The sequence below is a fragment of the Roseburia sp. OM04-10BH genome (assembly GCF_003462605.1).
Classification (GTDB): Bacteria; Bacillota; Clostridia; order Lachnospirales; family Lachnospiraceae; genus Roseburia_C; species Roseburia_C amylophila.
Genome location: NZ_QTZI01000005.1, coordinates 181,820 through 202,110, shown reverse-complemented (window position 1 = coordinate 202,110; position 20,291 = coordinate 181,820). Strand labels below are relative to the sequence as shown.

The 20,291-nt window shown below is 45.9% G+C and carries 16 protein-coding genes and 1 pseudogene; 10 read left to right on the top strand and 7 right to left on the bottom strand.

The features are described 5' to 3' along the window. Nucleotide 1: 1 nt before the first annotated feature. From DXB43_RS07370 to DXB43_RS07340, 7 genes are all read right to left on the bottom strand, one after another. Complete coding sequence (locus DXB43_RS07370; protein ID WP_117947226.1) at nt 2-1,543, bottom strand: recombinase family protein; 1,542 nt, start codon at nt 1,541-1,543, stop codon at nt 2-4. Nucleotides 1,544-1,648: 105 nt separating this feature from the next. Further along, the gene (locus DXB43_RS07365) at nt 1,649-1,840 is read right to left on the bottom strand and encodes a hypothetical protein (protein ID WP_243006655.1); all 192 of its coding nucleotides are present in this window, start codon (nt 1,838-1,840) and stop codon (nt 1,649-1,651) included. 14 nt (nt 1,841-1,854) lie between these two features. Next, the gene (locus DXB43_RS07360; protein ID WP_117947224.1) at nt 1,855-2,427 is read right to left on the bottom strand and encodes a DUF2815 family protein; all 573 of its coding nucleotides are present in this window, start codon (nt 2,425-2,427) and stop codon (nt 1,855-1,857) included. Continuing rightward, nucleotides 2,428-3,558 carry a DUF2800 domain-containing protein gene (locus DXB43_RS07355; protein ID WP_117947223.1) on the bottom strand — a complete coding sequence of 377 codons (1,131 nt, stop codon included), beginning with the start codon at nt 3,556-3,558 and terminating at the stop codon, nt 2,428-2,430. It abuts the gene before it with no gap. Continuing rightward, nucleotides 3,548-3,877 carry a DNA ligase gene (locus tag DXB43_RS07350; RefSeq protein WP_117947222.1) on the bottom strand — a complete coding sequence of 110 codons (330 nt, stop codon included), beginning with the start codon at nt 3,875-3,877 and terminating at the stop codon, nt 3,548-3,550. Before DXB43_RS07350 ends, DXB43_RS07355 begins: the two co-directional genes overlap by 11 nt. A gap of 317 nt (nt 3,878-4,194) precedes the next feature. After that, nucleotides 4,195-4,713: a sigma-70 family RNA polymerase sigma factor gene (locus tag DXB43_RS07345; RefSeq protein WP_117947221.1), complete on the bottom strand. Its 519-nt coding sequence runs from the start codon at nt 4,711-4,713 to the stop codon at nt 4,195-4,197. 247 nt (nt 4,714-4,960) lie between these two features. After that, nucleotides 4,961-5,155, bottom strand: a complete 195-nt coding sequence (locus tag DXB43_RS07340; protein ID WP_243006654.1) for a hypothetical protein — start codon at nt 5,153-5,155, stop codon at nt 4,961-4,963. Nucleotides 5,156-5,501: 346 nt separating this feature from the next. Between DXB43_RS07340 and DXB43_RS07335 the strand changes: the two genes are divergently transcribed. The 10 genes and pseudogenes from DXB43_RS07335 (at nt 5,502) to DXB43_RS15880 (ending at nt 19,457) form a co-directional block, all read left to right on the top strand. After that, nucleotides 5,502-6,356 (top strand): hypothetical protein, encoded by an 855-nt coding sequence (locus tag DXB43_RS07335; RefSeq protein ID WP_117947219.1) that lies wholly within the window; start codon nt 5,502-5,504, stop codon nt 6,354-6,356. 16 nt (nt 6,357-6,372) lie between these two features. Beyond that, the gene (locus DXB43_RS07330; protein ID WP_117947218.1) at nt 6,373-6,600 is read left to right on the top strand and encodes a helix-turn-helix domain-containing protein; all 228 of its coding nucleotides are present in this window, start codon (nt 6,373-6,375) and stop codon (nt 6,598-6,600) included. Nucleotides 6,601-6,665: 65 nt separating this feature from the next. Next, nucleotides 6,666-8,489: a type I restriction-modification system subunit M gene (locus tag DXB43_RS07325; RefSeq protein ID WP_117947217.1), complete on the top strand. Its 1,824-nt coding sequence runs from the start codon at nt 6,666-6,668 to the stop codon at nt 8,487-8,489. Then, nucleotides 8,486-9,256 carry a restriction endonuclease subunit S gene (locus DXB43_RS07320; protein WP_117947216.1) on the top strand — a complete coding sequence of 257 codons (771 nt, stop codon included), beginning with the start codon at nt 8,486-8,488 and terminating at the stop codon, nt 9,254-9,256. The genes DXB43_RS07325 and DXB43_RS07320 overlap by 4 nt, the downstream gene beginning before the upstream one ends. 2 nt (nt 9,257-9,258) lie before the next feature. Continuing rightward, entirely contained in the window at nt 9,259-12,318 is a 3,060-nt protein-coding gene (locus DXB43_RS07315; RefSeq protein ID WP_117947215.1) for a type I restriction endonuclease subunit R, read from the top strand. Between the two features lie 21 nt (nt 12,319-12,339). Further along, a complete protein-coding gene (locus DXB43_RS07310) occupies nt 12,340-13,266 on the top strand; it encodes a HamA C-terminal domain-containing protein (RefSeq protein WP_117947214.1) in 927 nt (308 codons plus the stop codon). After that, nucleotides 13,263-15,971 carry a DEAD/DEAH box helicase gene (locus tag DXB43_RS07305; protein WP_117947213.1) on the top strand — a complete coding sequence of 903 codons (2,709 nt, stop codon included), beginning with the start codon at nt 13,263-13,265 and terminating at the stop codon, nt 15,969-15,971. Before DXB43_RS07310 ends, DXB43_RS07305 begins: the two co-directional genes overlap by 4 nt. Before the next feature lie 6 nt (nt 15,972-15,977). Beyond that, nucleotides 15,978-18,506 (top strand): DUF4268 domain-containing protein, encoded by a 2,529-nt coding sequence (locus DXB43_RS07300; RefSeq protein WP_117947212.1) that lies wholly within the window; start codon nt 15,978-15,980, stop codon nt 18,504-18,506. Beyond that, nucleotides 18,503-18,592: pseudogene (locus DXB43_RS15885) on the top strand (SEC-C metal-binding domain-containing protein); the annotation flags it as partial. The gene DXB43_RS07300 and the pseudogene DXB43_RS15885, both read left to right, overlap by 4 nt. Before the next feature lie 673 nt (nt 18,593-19,265). After that, on the top strand, nt 19,266-19,457 hold the full coding sequence (locus DXB43_RS15880; protein ID WP_442969678.1) for a DUF6508 domain-containing protein: 192 nt from the start codon (nt 19,266-19,268) through the stop codon (nt 19,455-19,457). Nucleotides 19,458-20,291: the final 834 nt, after the last annotated feature.

The following is a 20,291-nucleotide window of genomic DNA, read 5'->3' as shown; positions in this document are numbered from 1 at the left end:
ATCATCCTTCAATCTCAATTTTCAGTCCGGACTTAAGCTCCACAGTGAAGTGGTCATCCCAGACGATGATTCGCTCAAGCCAGCGCTTTACCAGGGCCTCGTCGAAGGCTTCCAGGTGAGAGGGTTGCTGCTTGATGAAGTCCTGCAGTTCATTGATGCGGGCAATCTGTGCGTCCCTGGCCGCAGTGTCAACCGTACATTTTTCTCGCTGTTCCCGGAGTTTGAAGATCTCGTCGGCAATCTCGTCGTAGGCTTCTTTGTTATTGGCTTTTTTGAGAAGCTCTTTCTGAAGCTCCTGCAGTCTTTCGTCAATGCCATCAGCGGTATTTTGCTGAGCACTACGGATCACCTTTGCAATGCTCTGCTGGAGCTGCGCCTGGTAGGTGGACTTATCGCCAAGGAGCGTGTTGATGGCCTGAACTACCACATTCTCTAATACCGTTTCATGGACAGTTCTTGCGTGGCATTCCTGCCCGGTCGGCTCCAGTCTACTGATGCAGCGCCAGACGATGGATTTGCAGCCGCGATTGTTCCAGTGGATTCTGCGGAACATTTCACCGCATTCGCCGCAAATGACAATCTGCGCAAAGCAGTGGTTGCAACTGTAGGAGCGCTTTTTGCCATTGGCGCTTGTCTTGACCACTCGCCTGCGTATCAGCTCTTCCTGCACCCGTAAGAAAATATCCTTCGGAATAATTGCTTCGTGGTTGTCCTCCGCATAGTATTGCGGAACATTGCCGTTGTTCTTGACTCTTGTCTTGTTCAGAAAGTCGGTGGTGTAGGTTTTCTGTAGAAGCGCATCGCCGATATATTTCTCATTGCGCAGGATCTTGTTGATGGTGCTGGTCCACCATTTTGTTTTACCAGCGCCGGTGAGGATGCCGTCAGCCTCCAGACCTTTTGCAATCCGGTCCATAGAGTAGCCCTCCAGGTATTCACGATAGATGCGTTTTACGATTTCAGCCTGTGCCGGATCCACCAGGATTTCTCCATCCTTCCAGCGGTAGCCGTAAGGCACATAGCCAAGCTTATAGGTTCCATCCAGGAAGCGTTTCTTAATGCTCCACTTGTTATTTTCGGAAATCGAAGCGGATTCGCCTTCGGTCATAGAGCTTAGGATGGAAAGAAATAGCTCACTTTCCATCGAGCCGGTGCTGATATTTTCCTTCTCGAAATAGATCGGAATATCCAGTGACAGAAGCGTTCTTACTATCTCCAAGCAGTCTGTAGTATTTTGGGAGAGGCGGCTGATGGACTTGGTGATTACAAAGTCAATTTTTTGTGCTTTACAATCTTCGATTAGTCGCAGGAGCATTGGCCTTTTATCAGCCTTGGTGCCGGTGATACCTTCGTCAAAATAGAGCCCTGCAAAGGTCCAGTCATCACGGGAGGTGATGTAGCTTTTGTAGTGCTCCTTCTGTGCATCCAGACTTTCGAGCTGTGCATCAGAATCCGTGGAAACGCGGCAGTAAGCAGCCACATGGAGCTTCTTTTTCGAAGCCAGTGAAGGTTGGATTTTATCGATTTTGGTTACCTTCTTCATGGTGATTCACCTCCTTTGTCAGTGTAAGATTTTCATAGATTGTCCTTTCTACCAAAAAGGTGGTGAGATTGCTCCCACCACTTCCTTGGATTCTTTTTCAGTAGATTAGTTTGTCTTCTCGTAAACCTTCATGCGAGCTTCGTGATATTCAAGATCACGCTTAGCACTTTCCTGTTCGCGAATCTCACGCTTGTGGTCATTGATGAGGTTCTGGATCGCAGTGATAAGGAATACCACACTGAACAACAGCCAGATTGCAAGAAGAACAACAACGAGAATAGTCTGTAACATTTCCATAGTTGCCACCTCCATTAATTAAGGAAATCGTCATCTTCATCAGATGCGAAATCAGACTCAGCACTTGCCTTACCACCAAGAGGCTCACCGTCACGAATCTTCTGCAGATTGTTAAGTCCACAGGCGATACCCTTGTTACCGGAGCTGTTGAATGCATAGAAGCTGATGCTGGCACGACCATACACACCAGAGTAAACCTCGGAGCGAGTAAGGATCGGATTGCGATCTGCATCCACGATGCCAGGAGCAGAGGTTGTATTGGCATTTACGAAATAAGCATTGGCGTAGGCCGGATCGTCCGGATGCTCCATGTCGCCATCACGAAGCGGAGTCTTGATGACAGAGAGGGCAGGTACAGACTTGCCATTGCCTTTGAGCTTGGCCTCGCCTTTCTTGTAAGCGGCCTCGATGGCAGCTTCAATCTTGGCGATGGTCTTGGTATCAGACTTCGGAATAATCAGAGATACGCTGTACTTCGGTGTACCTCCATTGATGGATTTCGGCTCCCAGACGTTGGCATAAGACCAACGAGTGTCAGGACCAGTGATTACCTTCATAGGATTGTTGATTTTTACATTCTTGTTCATTTAATTTTCCTCCATAAAATCAGTTTTTGCATTGTTCATTGCCGGACGTTTATCGCTCTCCGGTACGAGCGTCGGTTTACCTTGAGGCTTTTCAATATAGGCGGTAAGCAGCTCATCGAATCTGGATTTGCCAAGACGCTTCTGCATGGCAGTGATACCAAGGAGCTTCTTTTCATATGGATCAAACCCGGCATCTGTAACTGCCTGGATGACTGCCTCCTCATTGGAATACTTGCGGTTGGATCTACCTTCGACCAGCTTCCAGCCAGCCCATTCCTTACCGCTGATGGCCTGCTGCAGAGCATATTCCTTGATATCGGATGCCCAGGCAACTAATTCATCTGCACGAGAGAGGATGTATTCAATCTCCGAATCCTCTAAAAGAGGTGGAAGCTTGAAATCGTACTGAGCCAGTGTGAGATTGGCCTCGGCTCTGGCACGGCATTCGTGCTTGGCCTTGCAGAAACCACACCATTCGCCACAGAGAAAGTTCCCATCTCCGGCAAAGGCAAGATCTGCGGTCGGCTTCAACACTTCATTCGCCCACTTGTACAGCTCTTCCTTGGAAAGCTCGAAGGTGGAGATGTTCTGACGTCTAGGCTGATAAATGGTCATGCTGACGTTATCAATGTCGTAGATGTCATCAAAAAGCTCCAGGGCTCCAAGTGCGTAGCACTTCATTTGCGGATTAGCGGTCGCATCTACGAGGACTCCAAGACCGTGCTTGTAATCGCATATTCTCAAGGTGCCATCTGCAATGATGATGCAGTCAGCGGTTCCGAAGCCCTGCTCCACCCAGCGAGAAAAATCTACACGCTGTTCAATCAGAACCTTCGGGTCAGCGCAGCTTTCCTTGGCGGCCTCTACCATTTCAAGGATGTAGGCGGCATAGCCATTGGCACAGTCCTCCATTTCCTCGTTGTACCAGGTGGGATTTTCCGTCGGATCACTGGCATCCATGCCCAGTGCCTTTTTCAGCTTGTACTCACAAAGCTCGTGAGCATTGGTGCCTTCCGCAGCATAATCGCTGCCTTTATCCTCGTAGGTCTCGCAGAGTCTTGCGGAAGGCGGACAGTGAAGCCAGCGGTCTGAAGAGGAAGCAGATAAGGTAGCGTGTCCTTTAGGTGGCATCGTTAAGCACCTCCGCATCCTTTAACAAGGCTTCATAGTGCTTCGGATCAACAGCAGATAGCTTGGAAGCACCATACTTCTGAAGTAATGTACGGATAGCAGCGGTATGCCCGGCACGGGACTTCTCTGCTAAGACAGCTCGTACATCTTCAAGCTTCAGCTCCTGTTTCTTTTCTTCCTTGGCAGCAGGCTCTTTGACAGGTGCTTCATAAGCAGTGCCACTAAACTGTTCTGCTAACCAGTTGGCTGCTTCGTTAATAGCAGCGGCTACACTGCGCAGCTCTTCGATGGTCATAGCCATATCGCTCATTTTGCTCATAGCGACGATCTCCTTTCTCTGATTGTCTTTGCTGTGCGAGGATTGTCATGTTTCTCGCCATTCTTGCGGATACGTGGGAGATTGTATTCAATACTGCAATCAGCTCTGTGTCGTTACCGCCTGAATCGAAGTAGGACTTCTTCATGTGTTTCACCTCCGTTTCTGTGATGGTTAAGGCTTGTTGTTTCGTGCCTTACATCTTCCACTGGAGATGAGTGGCGGATTTGAGCGGGGAAATTTTGAAAAATATAAAATCTCTCAGGACATCGGTTGTGATGGATGCCGGAGGGATGAATTTCTACATATGATATGTAGGATTAGTAGCCACGGATTTTACGAAGCTCCGTGCGGATCTTCTTCATCTGATCAGCGAAGGTGCGCTGCTTGCGGCCGAGCTGTTCTGCAATCTTACGATCAGAAAGCTCGTCCCCCAGCAGTTCAATGATGCGGTCTGCATCCGGATCAAGCTCGCGGAATCTTGTGATGAGCTGTTCCAGGAGCATCGCATCAGAAAGAACATCCTCCATGGTTGGAGCAGTATCGGGAATAGTGTCGTACATATTTGCGTTACCGTCTTCTGTCGGAACATCAAGGGAAAGCATGTCTCCGGCAGCATGATATTCACATAAGTCGCAATTACCATCGCACTTCCAGAGATACTTTCTGGTGCACATACAGCGGTGATGGTGCTGTTCACGCTTCTGGGTAGTCCAGATCTCAGGATACAAAGCTCTGTACTGAGTCTCAGTGATTTCAACGAGTGTGACATTGTAAGGATTGATCGCGTCGCGAAGTGGATAGTAGCGTTTTTTACTCTGATTGTCTTTGATTGCCATGATATTTTTCTCCTTTCGGCTTTCAAACCGAAGCGGAGATGCCCATCATGGCTGCCAGTGATATTTGTCATAGTTGGTCACCTTTCGCGGATAACTCCGCTTCATTTCTGGTAACCAGCTCGTTCGTTAAAGCTGGCACGGTATTTACTTGTTGCTCATATAACAGTTACGAACACACCTCGTGGCCACGAGAAAGGTGAACTGGTATACAAGAAGCCTTTTTATGTCTTGCTCAGGACATTGACCGCTAGCTGAGATCCGCTTCGAGGGCGAATAATTCGCTGAATACGTCTGGCAGATCACTCGGATTTAGGTCTTCGACGCTGTGAGCGCCGTATCGCTGGAATACTCCGTCAACTACAGCTGATCCCAATTGGGAGCTGATCGTAGATGCGGTGTTCTCGATATTGATAATCCAATTCTCGCGTTCGTCTTTAGTCACGTTTTTCATCTCCTTCCTGCTCAGCCTTCCGTTCAGAAGTCAGCTGCGTTATTTGCACCACCCTTGAAAACTGAACTCATCCTTGATCAGGGGATGTATCCAAGTGTTTTGGTGAGTCGGAACAATGAAGTGGTTTTTTGTCGGTTTATGTGAGTTTATAACCAACTATTATTGACAGAGACTGTGTTTCTGTGTATAATTAAATAGTTAAGGTCTCGCATTGTCGGCTTTCCGCTTTCTTTGCCCTGCCTATTATTAGTTTCGCACGGCGTAATGAGACGGCCTGACCGGTAACGTGAGACACATAGGACAAAACATAAGACAAGATTTGAGGGGAGGTATTCGATTGGAATTAAATGAATATTTCAGCCGGATATTTCCGAACACGGCATCACAGATGTATTTTCCGAGCCGGAAGAACAACGGGATCTTTGTCTCCTTCTGCTTTAGTGAAGCAGGGAGTAATTATTTCTCGCACAAGCAGGGTGATAGATTAAAGTCAGACGATGTGCCCTTGGAACGCAAGCTCTATGACGGGTCGAGAAAGATGTCTCCAGACCTGAAGGCTTCTTTTAAGACTTTTAATGAGGATGGCCTGTGCGCATATTTTGAAAAGATCATCGACAAGAATAAGTACGGCGATGTAATGCTTGCCTTTGGAATACCTCCCACGGCAGAAAAAAATCCGCAAGCACTCCGAAGAGCACTTGCGGTTCAGTTCAAAGCCTTTATAGATAGCGACAAGGAAGACGCTGCGGATATTGTGGCAATGACCTATCAGCAGCTTTTGGAGGAACCAGAACAGGAGACCAGTTCCTTTCACCACATATCGTCTCTGTACCCGGACGACACGGTGTACATCAAGCCGGATCACAAGAGAAGCTATTCCGGTTTCATGTATGAGAAGCTGACGATAATGTGGAAATTCTCTAATCTGGGTACGCAAACTTGGCATGGTCGAAAGCTGTATCTTTCCAATCATGATGAGATAAGGCCACGGGCAGAAAGCAACTACATTGAAATACCGGAGACGCAACCGAAAACCGGTGTGGAAATCTCCACAGTCATTGAGCTCAGACCATTTGAAGGGCATACGACTTGCCATTGGATCATGGTAGACAGCGATGACAATGACTGTTATCCCGGTAGTCGAATGTTCGATATAGATATAGATGTAAAGTTCAAAAGGAAGAACTCTTAAAGATGGAGGTAATAAAGTGAGCGATCAGCTGCAAGTTGAAAAATGGGTAACATTAAAAGATGTACAGGCATATCTCGGTGTTGGACGAGAGACTATTTTGCAGTGGATTTCAAAACGGAATATGCCTGCGTATAAAGTCGGCAGACTCTGGAAATTCAAACTATCCGAAGTCGATGATTGGATTCGCTCCGGCGGAGCATCCGATGATAACGTGCCTGAGAAAGAAGAACAGGATGCTGAGTGAGTCCGATTTATGGGATAACAGATTTATAGAATGAAAATATAGAGTGGCAAACGGAGGAAAATGTGATGGACAATCAGGTTCATAATCAGATAGTGAGTTTTATATGGGGAATTGCAGATGACTGCCTGCGTGATGTTTATGTGCGCGGTAAGTATCGTGATGTTATTCTGCCAATGACGGTCATTCGCCGTCTGGATGCTATGCTGGAAGAAACAAAGCCAGCTGTGCTGACAATGAAGAAGCAGCTGGATGCCGCAAAGATTGATAACCAATGGCCAGCGCTTTGTAATGCTGCAGGTCAAGCTTTCTGCAATGCTTCGCCCTTCCTACTGAAAGACTTAACAAGCCGTGCAAAGGCTCAGACGCTTAAGGCAGATTTTATTGCTTATCTTGACGGCTTTTCGCCAAATGTTCAGGTGATTTTGGATAAGTTCAAATTCCGTAATCAGATCGACACGATGGTGGATGCGGATATTCTTGGGGCCGTTATTGAAAAGTTCACTTCTTCTGATATCAACCTGAGTCCTAATCCAATTTATAAGGATGAGGCAAAGACGATCCTCAAGCATCCCGGCCTTGATAACCACGGCATGGGTACCATCTTTGAGGAACTAATCCGTAAGTTTAATGAGGAGAACAACGAGGAAGCCGGAGAACACTGGACACCTCGTGATGTTGTTGAGCTCATGGCTGACCTTGTGTTTATGCCGATTGCCGACAAGATAAAAGATGCATCTTATTCCTGCTATGATGGAGCCTGTGGTACTGGTGGTATGCTCACCGTCGCTCAGGACAGACTTCTGACGCTGGCCAAGAGACGCGGCAAGGAAGTGGCTATCCATCTGTTCGGGCAGGAGATCAATCCTGAGACTTACGCTATCTGTACTGCGGATATGCTGCTGAAAGGTGACGGCGAGGAAGCTGAGCATATCATGTACGGCTCCACTCTTTCCGACGATCAACATGCATCCCGTCAGTTTGACTTCATGCTCTCAAATCCACCTTATGGAAAGAGCTGGAAGACCGATGCCGAGAAGATGGGCGGCAAGAAAGAAATACTCGACACGCGCTTTAATACCTATCTTGAGGGCGGAGAGGCTATGCAAATGCTTCCGAGTGTTAGAGATGGGCAGTTGTTATTCCTTTTGAATAATGTGGCAAAAATGAAAAAGGATACTCCTATTGGGAGCAGAATTGCGGAGGTTCATAACGGATCATCCTTATTTACGGGCGATGCCGGAAGTGGAGAAAGCAATGCAAGAAGATACCTTTTTGAGAATGATCTTGTTGAGGCTATAATTGCGTTGCCTGATGGCATGTTTTACAACACACCTCTTGGAACGTTCATCTGGGTTTTAAGCAACAAAAAGAGTGATAAGCGAAAAGGTAAAGTTCAGCTTATTAATGCCACAGAAATGAAGGCTTCAATGTGGAAGAATATGGGAAAGAAAAACGCTGAATTGAGTCCTGACATTAGAAAAGAAATTGTTCGCATTTTTATGGATATGGATGAAAGCGAAATCAGCCATGTGTACGGTAATGAAGAATTCGGCCATTGGAGAATTACGGTTTTACATCCTCTTTATGATGAGGCCGGATCTGTTATTAAGGACAAAAAAGGTAGAACTCAGATCGATAAAACCAAGACGGAAACAGAAATTGTGCCGTTTACATATCCCGGAGGAATTGATGTGTATATGAAAACAGAGGTTCTTCCATATACTCCTGACGCATGGATTGACGAAAAGAAAACACAAATAGGCTACGAACTAACGTTTACAAAATATTTCTTTGAGCCACGTCCAATAAGAGATATAGATGCAATTGCTGCAGATATCAATGATGTAATAGGACAGATGTCCGGAGTGTTAAGCGAGGTGTTATCATGAGTACATTTCATAGTTATACAGAATACAAGCCCACAGGTGTAAGCTGGATAGAATCAATTCCATCCCATTGGGAAATGAAAAAAATTAACGATCTGTTTTCGGAACGTTCAGAGAAATGTTCTGATAAGGATTTTATGCCTTTATCGGTCACTAAGTTTGGTGTAACAAAACAGCTTGATACTGCTGTGAAATCCAAAGACAGTGATAACCGAAAGAAAGTTCTGAAAGGTGACTTTGTTATCAATAGCCGCTCTGATAGGCGTGGGTCAAGCGGCTTTTCTGAATATGATGGTTCAGTATCGTTGATAAATATAATTTTATGCCCACGAGAAAATACCTCAATGTACTATCACTATTTACTTAGGAGCCATAAGTTTATTGAGGAGTTTTATCGAAACGGCAGAGGTATTGTGGCGGATCTTTGGACTACCCGATACAGCGAGATGAAGAATATATATGTTCCGGTTCCTCCTATAGAAGAGCAGAATCATATTTATGAGTTTTTGAGATGGAAAACATCAGTTTTTAACGGCCTTATTCCTGAAAAAGCAATTACGAAGGGAAACATGATTGCTTCAAGCAAGTCGTTGCTTGCACAAGAAATGATGCTCATTGATGAATACCGAACGAGCCTGATCTCGGCTGCTGTTACGGGAGCGATTGATGTACGGGACATAGTAATTCCTGAATATGAATACATTGAAGATCCTGACGAGGAAACGGATGAGGACGTAGATACAGAAGAAATGGATACACAGGAGGATTGACAATGGCTTTTACCAACACAAAGGAAAGCGGCCTTGAATCCTTAATCGTGAAGTGGCTGGTTGAGCAGAACGGGTACGAGAAAGGAACAAACGCCGACTATAACAAAGAATATGCTGTCGACGAAACACGCCTGTTCCGGTTCCTGCAGGATACGCAGCCGAAGGAAATGGAAAAGCTGGGTGTGTTCACTTCTGATACAAAGAAGCGACAGTTCCTGAACCGTCTATCTGGAGAGATTGCTAAGCGCGGTATTATTGATGTGCTTCGCAATGGCGTGAAGGTTTATCCGGCAGACCTCATCATGTTCTACCTGACGCCGACCGAAAATAACGAGCAGGCCAGAATCATGTATGAGAAGAACATTTTCAGCGTGACACGGCAGCTGCGCTATTCGCAGGATGCCGGGAAGCTGGCGCTGGATGTTTGCTTGTTTATCAACGGCCTCCCGGTTATCACAATGGAGCTGAAGAACCAGCTCACAAAGCAGAATACCGAAAATGCTGTGCGCCAGTACAAGGAAGATAGGGATTTTCATGATCTGCTGTTCTCCTTCAAGCGTTGCATGGTTCATTTTGCCGTGGATGATGCCACGATTCAGTTCTGCACGAAACTTGCAGGAAAAGATAGCTGGTTCTTGCCGTTCAATAAAGGCTATAACGACGGCGCAGGAAATCCGCCGAATCCGGATGGTCTTATGACAGACTATCTTTGGAAGGACATCCTGACAAAGAGAAAACTGTCCCGAATTATAGAAAACTACGCGCAGGTCATCGAAGAGGTGGATGAGGATACCAAGAAGAAGTCCATCAAACAGATCTGGCCTCGCTACCACCAGCTCGATTGTGTGGAGAAGTTGCTGGCCGATGTACAGGAGAACGGTGTCGGCAAGCGGTACCTAATTCAGCACAGCGCCGGAAGCGGTAAATCAAATTCCATTGCATGGCTGGCGCATCAGCTGATCGGGCTTGAGAAAGACGGCCACCCAATGATTGATTCTGTCCTTGTGGTTACTGACCGCCGTATTCTGGATAAGCAGATCCGCAATACGATCAAACAGTTCATGCAGGTCAAGAACACCGTAACATGGGCAGAACATTCCGGTGATTTGCGTAAGGCCATACAGGATGGCAAGCGCATCATTATATCTACGATTGAAAAGTTCCCGTACATCATCTCTGAGATCGGGCAGGAACATAAGAATAACAAGTTCGCCATCATCATCGACGAGGCACATTCCGGCCAGAGTGGACGTAACTCCGCGAATATGAATCTGGCGCTTTCCGGTCTTGCCACAGATGACGATGCGGACAACGAGGACAAAATCAATGCCATGATGGAAGGACGCAAGCTCGTCTCCTCCGCCAGCTACTTTGCCTTCACCGCCACTCCGAAGAACAAGACCGAGGAGATGTTCGGTGTTGCCTATGAGGAGGATGGTGAAATCAAGCATCGCCCGTTCCATGTCTATACGATGAAGCAGGCCATTCAGGAGGGCTTTATTCTTGATGTGCTTCGGAACTATACGACCATCGACAGCTGGTACAAGATCATGAAAACGGTCGAGGACGATCCGATGTTTGACAAGAAGCGTGCGCAGAAGAAGCTGCGTGCCTTTGTCGAGGGCAATCCGGACGTCATTGCAAAGAAGGCCGTCATGATGGTGGAGCATTTCCATGAGCAGGTCATTGCCAAGAAAAAGATCGGTGGCAAAGCTCGTGCAATGGTAGTCACCGCCAGCATTCCAAGGTGTATCGAATACTATTATGCAATCAATAAGTGCCTCGCTGACAGGCATAGTCCTTATAAGACCATCGTGGCCTTTTCCGGCGAGCATAAATATAACGGTCAGGAACCGGCATTGACGTCGGCTGCCATGAATGGATTCCCGGATGCTAAGATTCCGAAGGAGTTCAAAAAAGATCCGTATAGAATACTTATCGTTGCTGACATGTTCCAGACCGGCTTCGACGAGCCGCTGCTGCAGACAATGTATGTGGACAAGCCGCTCTATGATATTGCTGCGGTACAGACGCTTTCCCGCTTGAACAGAGCGTATCCCGGCAAGGATGAAGTATATGTTTTGGACTTTGCGAACAAGACCTCTGTGATTGAGGAGGCGTTCTCGAAGTTCTACAGAACAACGATTCTTTCCGGGGAAACCGATCCCAACAAGCTGTACGATTTGATCACCATTATGGAGGAGTATCAGGTCTACGATGACAGCGATGTTGAAAAGCTGGTAGACCTATTCCTGAGTGGAGCGGAGCGTGATCGCCTCGATCCGATTCTGGATGCTTGCACAGCTGTATATAAACAGCTCGAACTTGACGATCAGATTAAGTTTAAGAGCGCTGCTAAATCGTTCGTGCGTACATATGGCTTCCTTGGTGCAATTCTTCCTTATGGAAATGTTGACTGGGAGAAGCTGTCGATCTTCCTGAACTTGCTGATACCGAAACTTCCGTCGCCTCGTGATGATGATCTTTCGGAGGGTATCCTTCAGACGATAGATCTGAGCAGCTACAGGAATGAAGCGCAGGAGGCCATTGCTATTAAGTTGGAGGATGCTGATGCAGAAATTGCGCCGGTACCTGCAGGCAAGGTAGGCCATATCGTTGAGCCGGAAATGGATCTGCTTTCCAAGATCATCATGGACTTCAACGACATGTTCGGAAATATAAACTGGAACGATGCAGATAATGTGCAGCGTCAGATTCTGGCCATCCCGGAGATGGTGTCAAAGGATAAGAAATATCAGAATGCAATGAAGAACTCTGATGCACAGGAGGCGCGTACCGAAAGCGAGCGTGCTCTGCAGGCGGTTATCTTCTCTATCATGGCGGACAACATGGAGCTCTTCAAGCAGTTCCAAGACAATCCGTCCTTTAAGAAGTGGCTCTCAGATCTGGTATTCAACCTCACCTACAATCCGGAGGGCAAGGAGTACGTGATGCCGGGTGCGGAGCGGAAGTCTGTTACTTACGATTTTAATCCGCAGCAGGATTTGATGATGGTAGCTGAAGATACGGCACCTTATGGTGAAAAGAAAGATGACGACTAATTACAGGGAGGTGTATGGGCATTGGAACTCACAAAAACTGTAAAGGATAAAACTTTTGATGATTACTTTACAGAGGTCGATCACAGCGATTGCATCAGTGAAGATCGACCGGGTTCAATGCGCCTTTTTTACCTCAATGTCAGAAGCGGAAAAATCAAGATAGCTGATCTTGAGAAATTCACAATGCTGAACATTGGCCGCTATGTATTTTCGCGGGCAAAGCAGGAACAGTATGAAAAGGCCGGAAATCTTGATGCAGTCATGCAGCAGGCTCTTCGTATTATGCGTAAACGAGGTGCAGCTGATGCCAAGGGCACTGGAAATGAGCTCGGCGAGATTATGATTTATGCTTTCCTTGAGGAGAAGTTAAAAGCATATAAGCTACTCAGCAAAATCGAGCTAAGTACGGATGCCGCGCAATATTTGAGTGAGGCTGATGGTATCCATTTCCTGTGTTCTGACGGTACCAGCGGATCGTATAACCAGATGGTATTCGGTGCTTCAAATATCGTCGGAGAGATTAAGGATGCCATAGATCAGGCTTTTGAGATCATCAAGAAGATCAGTGCCCATGAGGATGACGAGGTTTATATGATTGAAAAGACCGTCCTCGACCGGTTCTACGATGAAGACGATCTGGCTGTTCTGAAAGAGTACATTGTACCAGAGGAAGGTAAAAAAGCTAAGTACGCAATTTCGTATGGCATATTCTTAGGATACAATTTCGGCATTCTACCTTCAGGTCGCAGCGATGATGAATTGCTGGATATTATGCAGGAGAAGCTGGAACAAGACGCACAGCAACACGCTGCATACATCTCGCAGAAAATAAAGGACTGCGGGCTGGAAAACCACGCATTCTATTTTTACCTGCTTCCGTTGAATGATGCGGAGACCGAAAAGAAAACGATAATGCAGCACGTATTGGATGGAGATGTTGACCTATGAGCGGTGAAAAGAGAACACTCGGTGCCGCCATATTTGCCGACATCGAAGATAACGAATACTTGAATAAGATTCATGAGAAGGTGCTGTATAACTATGCCCTGCGACTGCTTCAACTTACCAAGAAGGAACCACTGCCTTTCGGCCAGAAGGAGAAGCGTGATGCGTTGCGTTTCGCTGACCTGCTATCGAAGTCCAATGATCCTGAAAAGGCAAATGCTCATAAAATCTGGGCGCAGGAAATTGTAATCCTCTTGAATGAGCTTTATCCGGAGGACACGCTGATCAAGCTTTATGCCGGAGATGTCTTTTCAAGCATAGGAAACCACAAGGGCATAGAACACATTAATTCCGAATATCAGGACATTACTGCGCTGGAGAGGTTCTTCTCTGAATTTAGGGATGACTATCTTACGATTCCCGCCGAACCGAGCGAGAAGTTTTTCGCTGCTCAGAAAGCGGCATATGACCACTTGACAGACGAGTGCTTCAGTTATTCGGCTCCGACCTCTATGGGAAAATCCTTCATCATGCGGATGTTTATCAAGAACGAGGTTATCCACGGCGCACAGAAAAACTATGCTCTGATTGTGCCAACAAAGGCACTCATAAACGAAGTCCGTGGCAAGGTTATTGATGACCTCGGTGAAAATGGAAACCTTCAGAAAATCAACTACCTTGACCGCTGCAATTATCGTGTGGTAACTGCGGCCAGTGATATTGCGTTGGAGGAGGAACATAATTATATCTTCGCTCTCACGCCGGAGCGCTTACTTTACCTGTTGATCAGCCAACCGAAGGTACAGATAGACTATCTGTTTGTCGATGAGGCACATAAGTTGTCTGGCAAGAACAGCCGTGCTCCGTTTTATTACAAGGTTGTGGATATGCTTTTGAAACGAGAGCATAAGCCACACTTCATCTTTGCCTCCCCGAATATTCCGAATCCGCAGGTTTATCTTCGGATGATGACGGATATAGAAGCCGGTGATGATAGCAATCTGGCAATTACATATTCACCGGTTGTGCAGGTGAAGTTCCTTGTTGATCTGAAAAACAAGGAGATACAGGTATATAACGAGCACAATGGAAAAAGAATCCATGTTGCAAATATCCGTGACATGAAAGGCAGAAAAGCAAATCTCACTGATATACTGGTGTGGTTTGAAAGTATGAATGATAGGCTTCCTGAAGAAAGGCGGAAGCAGACTATTGTTTACTTTAATGGCAGGAATAAAGCTATCGATGCTGCACGAAAATTTTCAGATGCGATCGGTGATGCAGGTGTTAAGAATGATCCTGTCTTGGAGACGCTCGCGAAGGATATCCGGCAGGAAGTACATGGCGATTATTTCCTCGCCGAGATGATTCGAAAAGGCATCGCATATCACATTGGTTATCTACCTGCTTCTATACGAGCAAGGATTGAAACGCTGTTCCAAGAGGGACATATCACAATTATGTTCTGTACCAGCACTTTGCTTGAGGGTGTCAACCTGCCAGCGGACAATCTTTTTATTACAGATAACAAGATATTTCGCAGTGAAATGGAGCCAGTCGACTTCAGAAATCTGATAGGACGCGTGGGGAGGATCAGCTTTAACCTTTTTGGAAATGTGTACTTCGTCAGTGAGGAGACGGAAAAGGTTGAATCTGATGATTATGTCAGAATGCTGCAAGAGAAAGTTCCTGAGCAGGTGCTTTCCATTACAACAGATCCGAAAGTTCTTAAAAAGGTGGAAAAGAAGTATGTCGCAGATATCCTTAAAAGTGGCAGTTCGGTAATCCCGCAGCGAGTCAATGAAGAAGGAAAAGCTCTACAATCCGAAGAATCCTACATCATGATGAGAAAGTTCGGATTGATCCTTTTACGAGACATTGTTGAGGATAAGGATACACTTGTCCGGAGGGAGTTTAAGCAATTTCTTACAGATGAGGACGAGAGGAACATCCGCGCGAAATTTAAAAATACTGAGACTGTCCCGGATGACGATATTAACACATCTGTTGATCAGACAAAGCGGTTGATTATAGCAATAAAGAGAGATAACCTCCGCTATCCTGATGTGAAGGACGGATACTTCAAGCACGATGTGGTTTTGGCGTTTTTGAGGAAGCTGAGCGATGTTTTTCAGTGGAAAATATATGAGTCCAATACTCTTGGAAAGGATACACTGCTGAGTTGGTACGCTGTTATTCTCTGCGAATGGATGGAAGGAAACGGCCTAAATTATATTATGCGGGCTGCCCTGAAGCATCATCGTGAACATCCAGAGAATTTCTGGATCAACAATTATACGAGAGATGTTTATAACGACAACGACAAAATTCATAGAAACATTGTCTTTGCCGATACGCTTGAGGTTATTGAGAACATAGTTCTATTTAGCATATCGAATTATTTCCTTCGCTTCTCTAACGAGTTCAGGCGCATTAAGGGTGACGATGAACTGGATGCCAATAACTGGTATGAATATGTTGAATATGGTACCACCAATCCGCTGACAATCCTTCTTCAGAGAAATGGCTTCTCTCGTGAGTCGGCACGATTTATCAAGGAAAATCCAGAGTACGTTGTGAAGGACGGCAGCACCGGTAAGTTGAAACTGAAGGCCTCGTTGTCAAAGTGCGGGAGAACCAGCGTGGAGAACGAAGTCGAATATATCCGGCAGAATATTCCCGGAATCTTTGTAGACGAGGAGGATTAACACAAGATGAAAGGATCAGAATGTAAATTCGTAAAATACATGGAAGGCTCTGACAAGCGCTTTGTTATCCCGGTGTATCAGAGAAATTATGACTGGAAGACCGAGAACTGCAAGCAGCTATACGATGACCTTGTAAAAATCATCAAGTGTCACCGGAAAAGTCACTTCTTTGGGAGCCTCGTTTCCGTTTACAATCCGGATGGTCACAATGAGGAGTTCCTGATTATTGACGGTCAGCAGCGTCTTACGACTGTATCATTGTTATTCCTTGCCATGTATAACCTGATTGATAAGGGGATCATTGTGCCGAAAACCGCTAATCTGAAGCAGCGGATTTTTGAGGAATACCTTGTAGATAAGTGGAAGCCGGAGGATACTCGTATCAAACTCAAACCGGTAAAGAATGACCAGACTGCCTTTGGAAAGCTGTTCTCTGATCCGACGGAGCATATCCGCGAGTCAAATCTGACTGTAAATTACGATTATTTTTATGACCGCATTCAGAAACAGGAAATCACCATCGACCAGCTTTACGATGCGATCTGTTGTCTGGAGATTATAAACATCCGGCTGGATATGGACGACAATCCACAGCTCATTTTTGAAAGCCTGAACTCGACCGGTCTTGACCTCAGCGAAGGCGACAAGATCAGGAACTTCATTTTGATGGGCTTACCGTCCAAGGAGCAAGAGGCCTACTACGAGAAATACTGGAATAAGATCGAGGTTTGCACGAAATATGATGTAAGTGCCTTCGTCCGGGATTACCTGAGTGTAAAGCAGCAGGCCATCCCGCAGCAGAAGAAAATCTACATCAATTTTAAGGACTTTGTGGAGCTTGGAAAAATCGAAACGGAACCACTCCTTGCCGAGATGCTGGCCTATGCAAAGCGGTACCAGATTCTCCTAGAGGGTAATTCTGGAAGTGCTGCCCTTGACGCTTGCATTGACCGACTGAACCGTCTGGAGACTACGGTAACAAGGCCGTACTTCCTCGAAGTGCTGCGCCTATATAATGAAAACAAACTGACTTTAACACAGGTCACGGAGATTTTCCTGACGACAGAGAACTATCTGTTCCGCAGGACGATGTGTGACCTGCCAACAAATGCTCTAAATAAAATCTTCCTCATGCTGCACCGTGAAATCGTCCGGTACGACGGTACCGAGGATGACTATGTCGAGAAGTTCAAGTATGCGCTTCTCTCAAAGAAGGAGCGTGCGCGCTTCCCAGACGATGTTGAGTTTAAGGTGGCATTTGAGGAACGTCCAGTTTATCTGATGAACAGTAAGAATAAGATTTACATCCTTGAGCGCTTCGAGAATTTCGGCACTTCGGAGGATAAGGATGTATACCGCCACTGTGATGACGGCACCTATTCCATTGAGCACATCATGCCTCAGCATCTGACACCAGTATGGCAGAAAGAACTGGGTGATGATTATGAGCAGATACATGAAGTGTGGCTGCATCGTATGGCAAATCTTACACTGACGGCCTATAACTCGAAGTACAGCAACAGCTCATTCACCGAAAAGAAAACCATGCAGAATGGCTTTGATGATAGTGGTATCCGCATGAATACCTGGATTGCCAAGAAGAACAAGTGGACGCTGGCAGAACTGGAGGAACGCAGCGAATATCTCATAGGTCGGGCTCTTTCAATCTGGGCAGCACCTGTCACAGAATACAAACCGGAAGAAAAGCAGCTTGATACTTATACGCTTGAAGATGAGGGCGAGCTGACCGGACGACTGATTGCAAAATTCACCTTTAAGAACACGGAACAGCCGGTAACGAGCTGGGTTGAGATGTTCCAAAAGGTTATTCAGATTCTGTATGCCGAGGACAAGGCTATTATCACAAAGCTGGCCATGTCGGAGGAAGAGAATATTGCTCTTCACTTCAACACTAATCCGGATGCATTCACGAAGTCAGTGGAGATTGGTGACGGCATCTATGTATGGACAAACACCAGCACGCAGAGCAAACTATCTGTCCTTAGTCGCCTCTTCAAACTGTACAATGAAGATCCTTCTGATTTAGTTTTTTATCTACGTGATGAAAATGAGGCCAATGAGGATGAGCCGGGCAGCCGTTACGAGCTCCGGAGAAAATACTGGACGTGTGCGCTTCCGATTATCCAGAAAGCGCACGGTGAGGACGGTTCTTTCTCCAATGTTAATCCGTCAAGGGATAACTGGATCAATGGCTCCTTCGGTATCGGCGGTTTTTATCTATGCTGCGTAGCAAACTATGATGCAGCACGGGCAGAGGTCGTATTTGGCAGAGGAAATAAGCAAGAAAACAAGGACGCCTTCGATAGCCTGTACACACATAAAGCGGAAATAGAATCAGCGTTGGGCACGACGCTCCAGTGGAACCGTGGTGACGATATCAAATCGTCCAAGGTTTTCATTCAGCTGAATAACGTCAGTATTGAAAATGAGACTGACTGGCTCCAGATGGCAAACTTCCACGCCGACTGGACGAAGAAGTTCTACGATGTGATTGTGCCGTTTATAAAGCAATAAAGAAGGAGCGCATGATGAAAATAGGAAGAAATGATCCGTGTCCATGTGGAAGCGGAAAGAAATATAAGAATTGTTGTCTCCGAAAGGAAACAATGAGCATCCCTGACCGTATAAAACAAGCGGTTAAAGAGAGCGGATATAATGAAGATATCGGGAATGTGCTTGCAAATATGTATAGGTACATGGAGAGAAAGCAATGGTGGGGTGCCTGCCACGCTTCATGTGCTGCGTTATACGTTTGTCTGTCTGAGCTCGGATACAAACCTAAGCTATGTATAGGTGAGGTGCTTGGTCAGGGATTGTATTTTGATCATTCGTGGATTAGCCTTGATGATAAAATGATTGATCTTGCAATAAGCATGACAATGCTTGGGGGAGCACCGGCATCAGGAGTGATTATTCTTGGAAAAGATATCAAAACAGGGCTGCCTCCTATACTGGATTATGGCGTTCCAGGAAGAGGCATCGAGGATCAGGCGAAGTTCGTGATGGGGCTCCCATTTACCCAGTATATGGATAGCTTTCCGGATGAAAAAGGTGGTCTATGGGGCGTCGTGCGTGAAGTATTAAGTACTGATGTAAATATTCCGTCATTACGTGAAAAATATAAGGACACGAAGAGAGTTCTTATAAGACATGAATGATGGTAATTATGTTGCATTTGGAGGAGGTCTATTCGTTCGTGAGTAATGATATTAAAGCAATGGCTATGAGGTGCTTGAAGAGACTGGTGACCTAAAAACAAACTACTGGGATTATATGACCACAGAGCCTATAAATTGTAACGAAGAGTTAAAACGCTTGGAATGCGCTGACTATGATTTGTGTTCAGCTTTGTTGACGATGCTATTGCGAGAAGATCATTTTTGTAATGGTGCTTTTGATCAGAGAGTGGAATCTGGGCAGGTTGAATGTATTGTTCAACGAATGATAAAATTGCTTGAAAGGTAAGGCTGGGTTTCATTTATATCATTTCCTGCAACAGGATTCAGTTATTCGAAAAATTCGAATAACTCATAATTACAAGAGTGGTCAGTTATCCGATAATTTTGGATAACTGCTGGTAGCGGTTATTCACAGGGCGAAATGGAAAAACAGTATCTACCCAATTCACAAATCAGTTTAAATGAACTATTCGGAATTTCCGGATAGTTCAAATCTAATGGAAGCTAGGGCATATGTAATACCGATAAAATAATGACCGGATACCAGGTCGAGACGGTGAAATCCGGCAACTCAACTCCCTGCGAGTGTATGGCAAATTCGTGCTCGGAGCGGATGAATTGTGTAGAAGTTGAGCGGCTTTCACTGTCTCAACGGTCGAGACAGTGGCAGGGAGCAGCAGTGTAAAATTGCCTTGCATTATATAGATAGCAAAGGCCTTATACAGATTTGTTCCCATAGACTGGGGTGGTTAAGACCGTGATATGGATGTCAATTTTGCCACAGATTGCATCTGTTTGCATCTGCGAATGCGCAATGTCAGAGGTGTGGACCTGTTTCCGTTTTGATCGGATATGTTTCCGCGAATGGGCACAATACCTGACATCAATCAGAAGGTATCGTGCCATGTGGAGACGGTTGTCTTACTTTCCAAGGCGCTAAAGGTCCGGTGGACCTTTGCTCAGCGCGGACCGAAGTGGAACGGAGAATGGTCGACAGCAGAAAAGTGGAGGTGGACTTCTCTCTGGAGGATATGGATTTATCTGAATTCAAAGGAAAAGCGACACATGAGTAGATAAAGGCATATGTACTTGAACAGACAGGACTTAAGGTTTCATCACT